Source organism: Longimicrobium sp., assembly GCF_036387355.1.
Lineage (GTDB): Bacteria > Gemmatimonadota > Gemmatimonadetes > Longimicrobiales > Longimicrobiaceae > Longimicrobium.
Window position 1 is genome coordinate 1 of sequence record NZ_DASVTX010000296.1, and the last position, 9,117, is coordinate 9,117.

Genomic DNA, 9,117 nt, shown 5'->3' on the forward strand with positions numbered 1-9,117 from the left:
AGGCGTCCGCTTCACCTACCCCGGGCGGCGGCTTCCCACCCTGGACGGGCTGAGCCTGCACGTTCCCGCGGGGCAGTCAGTGGCCATCGTAGGCGAGAACGGGGCGGGAAAGAGCACGCTCATCAAGCTCCTGTGCGGTCTGTACGACCCCGACGCGGGGCGCATCACCCTGGACGGCGGCGCATCGCCGCTGCAGGCGCGGGGGCGCATCGCCGTCATCTTTCAGGACTTCGTGCGCTACCGCCTTCCCCTGCGCGAGAACGTGGGTTTCGGCCACCTGCGGACGATGGGCGACACCGCCGCGCTGGAGGGCGCGCTGCGCGACGCGGGGGGCGGAGAACTGCTGGAGCGGATGCCCCGGGGGTGGGACACGGTCCTTTCGCGCGAGTTCGAGGGGGGGGTGGACCTGTCCGGCGGCCAGTGGCAGCGCATCGCCCTGGCGCGGGCGCTGGCGGCGGTGCGCGGCGGGGCGGGGCTGCTGATCCTGGACGAGCCCACCGCGAGCCTGGACGTGCGCGCCGAGACCGAGCTGTTCGAGCGCTTCATCGAGCTCACGAGGGGCGTAACCACCGTTCTGGTTTCGCACCGCCTGTCCAGCGTGCGCCGCGCCGACCGCATCGTCGTCATCGGCGAGGGGGGGGTGGTGGAGGACGGGACGCACGACGCGCTGATGGCGGCGGGGGGACGCTACGCCGAGATGTACTCGCTGCAGGCCGAGCGCTTTGCCGCGGCGGCCGCGGAGGAGGTGGGTCATGGGTGAGCGCTGGCGCGCGCTGCGCCTTCTGCTGGGCACCGCGTGGCGCACCGACCGCTGGCGGTCGCTTGCGCTGCTGCTGGAGCCGATCGGCTTTCTGCGGTTCCCCCTCTTTGCCTGGTGCCTCAAGCTCATGGCCGAAGGGGCCGCGCGCGGCGACCTGCGGCTGCTGGCCCTGGCCGCCGCGGGGATCACCGCCACGCGGGTGCTCTGGTTCCTGGGGCTGTGGACCGGCAGCTGGATCCGCGTGGGGCTCACCGAGCGCGTGGGCTTCGCCTTTGACCGCGAGATCGCGCGGCTCGCGGCGGAGCTCCCCGGGCTGGAGCACCACGAGCGCCCCGACATCCAGGACCGGCTGGAACTGCTGCGGCAGAAGCAGGGCGTGCTTGGGCGGTCGCTGAACCTCCTGATCAACGCCGCCAACGCGGTGGTGGCCGGGGTGGGCACCCTGGCGGCGCTGGCTCTGGCCAGCCCGTGGCTGCTGCTGCTCGTTCCCTTTGCTCTTCCCATGCTCCCCATCTCCACCCTGCGCCAGCGGTGGTACCGCGAAGCCGAGGAGCGCCTGGCCGAGCCGTCGCGGCGCGCCCGCCACCTGCGCGCCCTCACGGTGGACCGCAACGCCGGGATGGAGCTGCGGGTGTTCGGGCTGGAGGGCGAGATCCTGGCCCGTTTCCGCCAGTCGTGGGCCGAAGCCTGGGGCGGCATGGTGGCCGTGGAGCGCCGCGCGGCCCTGCTCAACAGCGCCGGCGTCCTCTTCTTCATGGTGGGCTACGCGGGGGCGGTGGGGCTCATGCTCTGGCGCGCCGCACACGGGCGGGCCACCGCGGGCGACGTGGTGATGGTGGTGTACCTGGCCCAGCAGGTCCAGGGCGCGGTCATCAACCCGGTGAGCCGCGTGGTGCGCCTGGGCGAGTCGTTCCGCACCGCCGGGCGGCTGCTCTGGCTGCAGGACTACGCCCGCGGCGCCCGCCGCGGCCCCGGCGGCCCGGCACCGTCGCGGCTCACCACGGAGATCGTCTTTGACCACGTGTGGTTCCGCTACCCCGGTACGGAGCACTGGGCGCTGCGCGACGTGTCGTTCCGCATTCCCGCGGGGGCCGTGGTGGCGCTGGTGGGCGAGAACGGCGCGGGCAAGACCACCGTGGTCAAGCTGCTGAGCCGCATGTACGAGCCTACCGAGGGGCGCATCCTGGTGGACGGGGTGGACCTGGCCACGATCGGGGTCGAGGCGTGGCGCGAGCGGCTGTCGGCCGCCTTCCAGGATTTTGCCCGGTTCGAGCTTTCCGCCGGCCGCGCGGTGGGCGTGGGCGACCTGCCGCGGCTGGACGATGGCGGCGCCGTGCGGGGCGCGCTGGAACGCGCCGGCGGGGCCGACGTGCTGAACCGGCTTCCCGCCGGGCTGGAGTCCCAGCTCGGAGCGCGCTGGCAAGGGGGGGTGGACCTGTCCACCGGGCAGTGGCAGAAGCTGGCCCTTGGCCGCGCCCTCCTGCGCCGCGAGCCGCTGGTGGTGTTCTTTGACGAGCCCACGGCCAGCCTGGACGCCCCGACCGAGCACGCGCTGTTCGAGCGCTACGTGAGGGAAGCCCGCTCCGGCGCGGCCCGCGGCGCCGTGACGCTGCTGGTGACCCACCGCTTCAGCACGGTGCGCTCGGCCGACCTGATCCTGGTGATCGACGGGGGCGGAGTGGCGGAGCTGGGCGCGCACGACGAGCTGCTTCTGAACGACGGGCTGTACGCCGAGCTGTACCTGATGCAGGCGCGCAGCTACGCATGACGCACCGGAGGCCGCACGGCGGCTCCGGGCCCGCATACGCGGCGCACCCTCCGTGCGCGGCGGCCAACCACCACACAGCCGGCGCCCTGCCCAGGGCACCCTGCGCCGGCGGGAGTGCAGGATGACCGACCTCAAGAGCAGGCCGCGGCTGGAATCCACCTATTTCGGCGGCGAGGGGAGCGAGTACGCCCGCATGGCGCGCGTGCTCGCCTACACCGCCCGAAAGCACTGCCCGGACTGGATCGTCAACGTGAGGGCGACCGTGCCGGAGCCGGTGCACGGAACGGAGCGCTCGGCCTACTTCATCGCCAACACGCAGAAGCTCGACCTCTGGTGCCGCACCGTCGACGAGGCCGCGGAGGGCGACCGCATGGTGCTGATGGACGCCGACACGTACTTCGAAAACGGCATCGACGACGTGTGGGACCGGGAGTTCGACATCGCCTACACCGTCCGGCCGGAGTACATCATCCCCATCAACACGGGCGCGGTGTTCGTGCGCGTGACGCCCGGAACCAGGGCCTTCATGCAGCGCTGGCGCGAGGAGACGGCCGCGATGTACGCCGACGTTCCGCATCACCTGAAGTGGAAGGAGAAGTACGGCGGCATCACCCAGGCCAGCCTGGGGTGCCTCCTGGAGCGCGGCGGCCACGGGCTGAACCTTCACACCCTCCCGTGCACCGAGTGGAACTGCGAGGACTCGGCCTGGGGCCGGTACGACCCCGCGGTCACGCGCATCGTGCACATCAAGAGCGGCCTGCGGCGCCTGATCTTCAACGGCGACGTGGGGCACGCGCAGCACCCGTGGTGGACCAACGAAGACCTTGCGCCGCTCGCCGCGCGCTGGCTCGCGGTGGAGCGCGAAGCGGAGCAGGCCGAGGCCGCCGCCGCCCCGCCCGCATCGGACCAGACCCCCGCCGCGCCCGCGGGCGCGGCCCCATTCCAGGAGGTATTCGCATGACCATGACCGAATCCGCCGTTCTCCCCATTCCCGCGGTCGCCTGCAGCGAGCCGGGCACGGCGCGCCGCCACGTGCTGTCCATTCTGGACCTGGCGCCCGACGAGGTTCTGTACCTGGCCCGCCGTGCCGTGCAGCTCAAGCACGCGCCCACCGCCCCGCGCACTCTCGCGGGGCGCACGGTGGGGGTGTACTTCCGCAAGACCTCCACGCGGACGCGCACCGGCTTTCAGGTGGGGGCCGGCCGCCTCGGCGCCACCACCGTCTACTTCGGACCCAACGAGCTGCAGACCAGCACCGGCGAGTCGCTGGGCGACACGGCGCGGACCCTGGCCGGCTATCTGGACGTGCTGGTGATGCGCACCAACGAGAGCGTGGAGGAAATGCGCGGCTTCGCGGCCCACCCCGCCATGTCGGTGGTGAACGCGCTCAGCTCCGACGAGCACCCCACGCAGGCGCTGACGGACCTGTCCACCCTGCTGGAGCACTTCGGGCGGCTGGAAGGCGTGTCGGTGCTGTACTGCGGGGAGGGGAACAAGACAGCCGCCTCGCTGGCACTGGCCATGAGCCGCATCGCGGGGACCAGGCTCACCCTGGCCACCCCCGCCGGCTACGGGCTGGATCCGCGGGTTCTGTCGGCCGCGCAGAGCCTGGCGCGGGCGTACGGCGCCCGGGTCGAGCAGACGCACGACCTCGCCGCCGTACACCCGGGCTACGACGTGGTCTACACCAGCCGCTGGCAGGAGATGGGCGTCAGCAAGCCCGACCCGGACTGGAAGGCGCACTTCGGTCCCTTCCGCGTGACGCGGGCGCTGATGGAGCGCGTGGGGAGTCCGGGCGCCGTCTTCATGCACGACCTCCCCGCCGTGCGCAACGAAGACGTGGACGACGAGGTGCTGGACGGGCCCCGCAGCCTTGCCTGGGTCCAGGCGCAGTACAAGATGTGGAGCGCCATGGCCGTCGTGGAGTGGTGCGGCGCGGGCGTGGTGAACGAGGCCGGCTGACCGGAGCCCGGGGCCCGCGAAACACCGTCCGCGGGCCCCGGCACACACCCACGGATTCACCTTTTACGACGATCCAATGCAGCAGGCCGCACAACCCCCCGATCCGGGCGCCCCCGCCGCGCCCCGCCCGCGCCTCGCCATGGCTCCGGCCCTGTACCCCCCCGCGCCGTCGGCGCGGCGCACCGGGGCGGCCGAGGTGCGGGCGCACCACGGCGAGGTCGTGCAGGGAATGTTCTACGCGCCCGACGGCACCCTGGAGCACGGGCTGGTCACCCTTCCGTGCCCCCTGTTCGCCACCCGCGCCCGGTTCCGCCCCACGCCCACCGGTCCCCTGACGGTGGAGCCGGGCGACCGCCTCCGCGCCCGGACGGCGGCGCGCATGACGCTGGACGCGCTGGGGCGCACCGGGTGGGGAGGTTCGCTGCGCCTGGAGGGGAGCGTGCCCCTGCGATGGGGGTGCGGATCGTCCACCACCGACGTGCTTTCCACCATTTCCGCGGTGGCCGACGCGTTCGGCACGGTGCTGCCGCCGGAGTGGGTGTCGCGCATCTCCGTGGCCGCCGAGAGCGCGTCGGACTCGCTGATGCACGGCCCCGAGCGGGCGGTGCTCTTCGCGCAGCGCCGCGGGTGCGTGCTGGAAGACCTGGGCGCCCCCCTTCCCGGCACACGGGTGCTGGGCTTCAACACCGAAAACGGCGGCGTGGAGACGCTCACCCTTCCCCCCTGCCCGTACTCGGCGTGGGAGCTGGAGGCGTTCCGCGCCGTGCGCGGGCTGCTGCGCCGCGCCGTGGCCGAGCAGGACCCGGCGCTGCTGGGGCGGGTGGCCACCGCCAGCACCGTGCTCATGCAGCGCCACCGGCCCAAGCGCGCCATGCCCGAGCTGCTCCGGCTGGCGCGCGAGGCCCGCGCCCTGGGCGTGCAGGTGGCGCACAGCGGAACCGTGGCGGGCCTCCTCTTCGAGCCCGGCCGGCAGGCGGCCGACCGGGTGGAGCAGGCCCGCGACGGGCTGCGCCGCCTGGGGATCGACCGCAGCTGGGAGTTCACCACCGACCTTGCCCCCCACCCCGAGGCCCTGCCGTGAGTGCCGCAGTGATCAACAGCAGCTTCGTGGACGCGCTCGCGCTTCCCCGCATCGTGTGGCTGCGCCCCAACCTGATCGGGCTGTCGTTCCCCCTCATGAAGCTGCTCCCGGCGCGCTACATCGTCCGCAAGGCGATCGAGGACGGCGAGCTGCACCCGGGCGGGCTGATCGCCGAAACCACCAGCGGCACCTTCGGGCTGGGGCTGGCCATGGTGGCGCGCCTTGCCGGGCATCCGCTCTTTCTGGTGAGCGACCCCGCCATCGACGCCCCGCTCAGGCGCCGGCTACAGGACTTGGGCGCCACCGTGCACATCGTCGAAAAGACGGGCGCGTCCGGCGGGTACCAGGGCGCGCGGCTGAAGGTGCTCGAGGAGGTGCTGGCCCGGAACCCCGGCTCGTTCTGCCCGCGCCAGTACACCAACCCGCACAACCCCGGCAGCTACGCCCCCGTGGCCGAGCAGCTGTCGCAGGCGGCGGGCGCCATCGACTGCCTGGTGGGCTCGGTGGGCTCCGGCGGCTCGGTGTGCGGCATTTCGTCGTACCTGCGCCTGCTCTTTCCCGAGCTCATGGCCATCGGCGTCGACACGCACCGCAGCGTGATCTTCGGACAGAGCGACGCGGGAAGCGGGCGCCTGCTGCGCGGGCTGGGGAACAGCCTGATGCCCCGGAACGTGGACCACACCACCTTTGACCTGGTGCACTGGGTGGGAGCCGCCCAAGCGTTCCGGGCCACCCGCGAACTGCACCGCGAACACGCCGTCTTTGCCGGCCCCACCAGCGGCGCGGCGTACCTGGTGGCCGAGTGGTGGGCGCGCGAGCACCCGGACCAGCTCACGGCGGTCATCTTTCCCGACGAGGGCTACCGCTACCAGGACACCGTCTACGACGACGCGTGGCTCGAGGCGCAGGGCGCCCGGCTGGAGGCGCTTCCCGCCCAGCCGGTGGAGTGGGACCGCCCGCACGACGGCGACGCCCCGTGGTCGTTCTACCGCTGGCGCCGCCGCACCTTCGCCGAGGTGATGCAGAAGCCCGCCTCGCCGGAGCTGGTGCCGGCATGAGCCCCCGCGAACTGATGTTCATCGAGAGCAACACCAGCGGCACCGGGCGCCTCTTCGTGCTCGCGGCGCGGCGCCTGGGCTTCGCCCCCGTGCTGGTGACGGCCCGGCCCGAAAGATACGCCTTCCTGGCGGACGCAGGCGCCCCCGAGGTGGTCGTCGTTCCGCGGGTGGATGAGGACTCGCTCTACCCCCTGGTCCGCGACCGCGACCGGCGGGGGGCGGGAGTGGCGGGAATCACCAGCAGTTCCGAGTACTTCATCGCCACCGCGGCGGCCCTGGCGGCGCGCATGGGGCTCCCCGGCCCGGACGCCGTCGCCGTGCGGGCCGCGCGCGACAAGGGGTGGCAGCGGCGGGTGCTGGCCGACGGCGGCGTCGCCGTCCCCGCGTTCCACGCCGTCCAAAGCGCGCGGGATGCGGTGCGGGCCGCGCGCGAAACCGGCTTTCCCGTGGTGCTCAAGCCCGTGGCCGGGAGCGGCAGCGTGGGGGTGCGCGCCTGCGCCTCGGCGGACGAGGTGGAGGCCCACGCCGCCGCGCTCTTCGCCGCGTCGCCCGGCGAACGGGTGCTGGTGGAGTCGCTGGTGCAGGGGCCCGAGTTCTCGGTCGAGGTCTTCAACGGCCGGGTGGTCGGCATCACCCGCAAGCACCTGGGCCACCCCCCCGCATTCGTCGAAGCCGGGCACGACTACCCGGCCGCGGTGCCGGACGACGTGGCCCGTGCGCTCACCGCCGCCGTCATCCGGGGAACGGAGCTGCTGCGGCTGGGGTGGGGCCCGCTGCACTGGGAACTGCGCATGTCGGAGGGCGGGGCGGTGCCCATGGAGGTGAACCCGCGGCTCGCCGGCGGATTCATCCCCGAGCTGGTGCGGCACGCGCAGGGGATCGACCTGATCTGCGAGACGCTGCGGCTGGTGGCCGGCGAGTCGCCGCGCCCGGCGCCGCGGCACCACCGCCACGCCTCCATCCGTTTTCTGTTCGTGCCCGGCGACGGGCGGCTGGCCGGAGTCGACGGAGTGGCGCAGGCCCGCGCTCACCCGGGGGTGGCCGAGGTGGCGCTGTACCGCGCCCCCGGCGACGAGCTGCGCGTGCACGGCGACTTTCGCGACCGCATGGGGCACGTGATCGCCTGCGCCGGCACCCCGGCCCATGCGTGCCTGGCGGCGGAGCGGGGGCGCGCGGCGCTGCGCGTGAGGGTTGAGGATCCCGCGGGCGTCGCGCTGGAGGTGGGGTGATGGAAAACACCGGACGCATCCGCAGGCCGCTCGACGCGCGGGCACGGCAGGTGGTTTTCGGCGACGGCGTCGAGGCGGCGATCGACCGGGAACTGCCCTTTTACCTGCAGGTGGACCGCGCGCACCTGGTGATGCTGGTGGAGGAGGGACTGCTCCGCGCCGCCGCGGGACGCCGGCAGCTGGAGGTGATGGACGAGCTCGAGGCCACCGGCTTCGCGGCGCTGCGGGGGCGGCGCGCGCCCCGCGGGCTGTACCTGCTGTACGAAGATTACCTCATCGAGCGGCTGGGCGAGCGCGAGGGCGGCGCCGTGCACCTGGCCCGCTCGCGCAACGACATCAACGCCACCGTCCTGCGGCTGCGGCTTCGCGGCGTGCACCAGCGCCTGGTGCGCGAGTCGCTGCGCCTGGCCGCCGCCCTGCTGCGCGGCGCGCGCCGCCACGCGGCGACGGTGATGCCCATCTACACGCACCACCAGGCGGCGCTCCCCGCCACCTACGGCCACTACCTGGCAGGAGTGGCGGCCGCGCTCCTGCGCGACGTGCGCGGAGTACAGGCTGCGGGGGCGGAAATGGAGCGCTGCCCGCTGGGGGCGGGCGCGGCCGGCGGCACCACCGTGCGCATCGACCCCGAGCGCACGGCGCGGCTGCTGGGGTTCTCGCGAGGCGTGGTGCACTCGCTGGACGCGGTGGCCTCGCGCGACCTGGTGCTTCGCCTCCTTTCCGCCTCGGCCGTGCTGGGCGTCACGTTGAGCCGGCTGGCCACGGACCTTCAGCTCTGGAGCACCTCGGAGTTCGGCTTTCTGGACTTTCCCGACGAACTGGTGGGCTCCAGCTCCATGATGCCGCAGAAGCGCAACGCCTTTCTGCTGGAACACGTGCAGGGCCGGGCGGGGGCGCCGCTGGGCGCCTTTACGGCTGCGGCCACGGCCATGCACGCCACCCCGTTCAGCAATTCGGTGGCGGTGGGCACCGAAGGGGTCCGGCCGGTGTGGGATGCGCTGGAACAGGTGGCGGAGGCGTGCCTGCTGGCGCGGCTGTGCGCGGCCGGCGCGCGGCCCCGGCCCGCGGCCATGCGCGACCGCGCCGTGAAGGGGTTCACCCCCGCCACCGAACTGGCCAACCGCCTGGTGCTGGGCGCGGGAATCTCCTTCCGGCAGGCCCACCACCGCGTGGGCGCGCTGGTGACCGAAGCGGAGAACGGCGGGGACCCGCTGCACCAGGGGGCGGCGCGCCTCTTTCGCGAGCACGGCGTGGAGTTC

General features: G+C 73.5%; 8 protein-coding genes. All 8 read left to right on the forward strand.

Translation table 11 applies throughout. The annotated features are described in order from the left end of the window. The coding region (locus VF665_RS12690) for an ABC transporter ATP-binding protein (RefSeq protein ID WP_331053796.1) at positions 1 to 760 on the forward strand (760 nt) is incomplete at its 5' end. Beyond that, positions 753 to 2,528, forward strand: a complete 1,776-nt coding sequence (locus VF665_RS12695; protein WP_331053797.1) for an ABC transporter ATP-binding protein — start codon at positions 753 to 755, stop codon at positions 2,526 to 2,528. The genes VF665_RS12690 and VF665_RS12695, both read left to right, overlap by 8 nt. 121 nt (positions 2,529 to 2,649) lie before the next feature. Next, positions 2,650 to 3,489, forward strand: a complete 840-nt coding sequence (locus VF665_RS12700) for a hypothetical protein (protein ID WP_331053798.1) — start codon at positions 2,650 to 2,652, stop codon at positions 3,487 to 3,489. Further along, positions 3,486 to 4,490 carry a hypothetical protein gene (locus tag VF665_RS12705; RefSeq protein ID WP_331053799.1) on the forward strand — a complete coding sequence of 335 codons (1,005 nt, stop codon included), beginning with the start codon at positions 3,486 to 3,488 and terminating at the stop codon, positions 4,488 to 4,490. Before VF665_RS12700 ends, VF665_RS12705 begins: the two co-directional genes overlap by 4 nt. 76 nt (positions 4,491 to 4,566) lie before the next feature. Next, complete coding sequence (locus tag VF665_RS12710) at positions 4,567 to 5,571, forward strand: hypothetical protein (protein ID WP_331053800.1); 1,005 nt, start codon at positions 4,567 to 4,569, stop codon at positions 5,569 to 5,571. Beyond that, positions 5,568 to 6,629 carry a pyridoxal-phosphate dependent enzyme gene (locus VF665_RS12715; protein ID WP_331053801.1) on the forward strand — a complete coding sequence of 354 codons (1,062 nt, stop codon included), beginning with the start codon at positions 5,568 to 5,570 and terminating at the stop codon, positions 6,627 to 6,629. The genes VF665_RS12710 and VF665_RS12715 overlap by 4 nt, the downstream gene beginning before the upstream one ends. Beyond that, the gene (locus VF665_RS12720; RefSeq protein ID WP_331053802.1) at positions 6,626 to 7,858 is read left to right on the forward strand and encodes an ATP-grasp domain-containing protein; all 1,233 of its coding nucleotides are present in this window, start codon (positions 6,626 to 6,628) and stop codon (positions 7,856 to 7,858) included. The genes VF665_RS12715 and VF665_RS12720 overlap by 4 nt, the downstream gene beginning before the upstream one ends. Then, the coding region (locus tag VF665_RS12725; protein WP_331053803.1) for an argininosuccinate lyase at positions 7,858 to 9,117 on the forward strand (1,260 nt) is incomplete at its 3' end. The genes VF665_RS12720 and VF665_RS12725, both read left to right, overlap by 1 nt.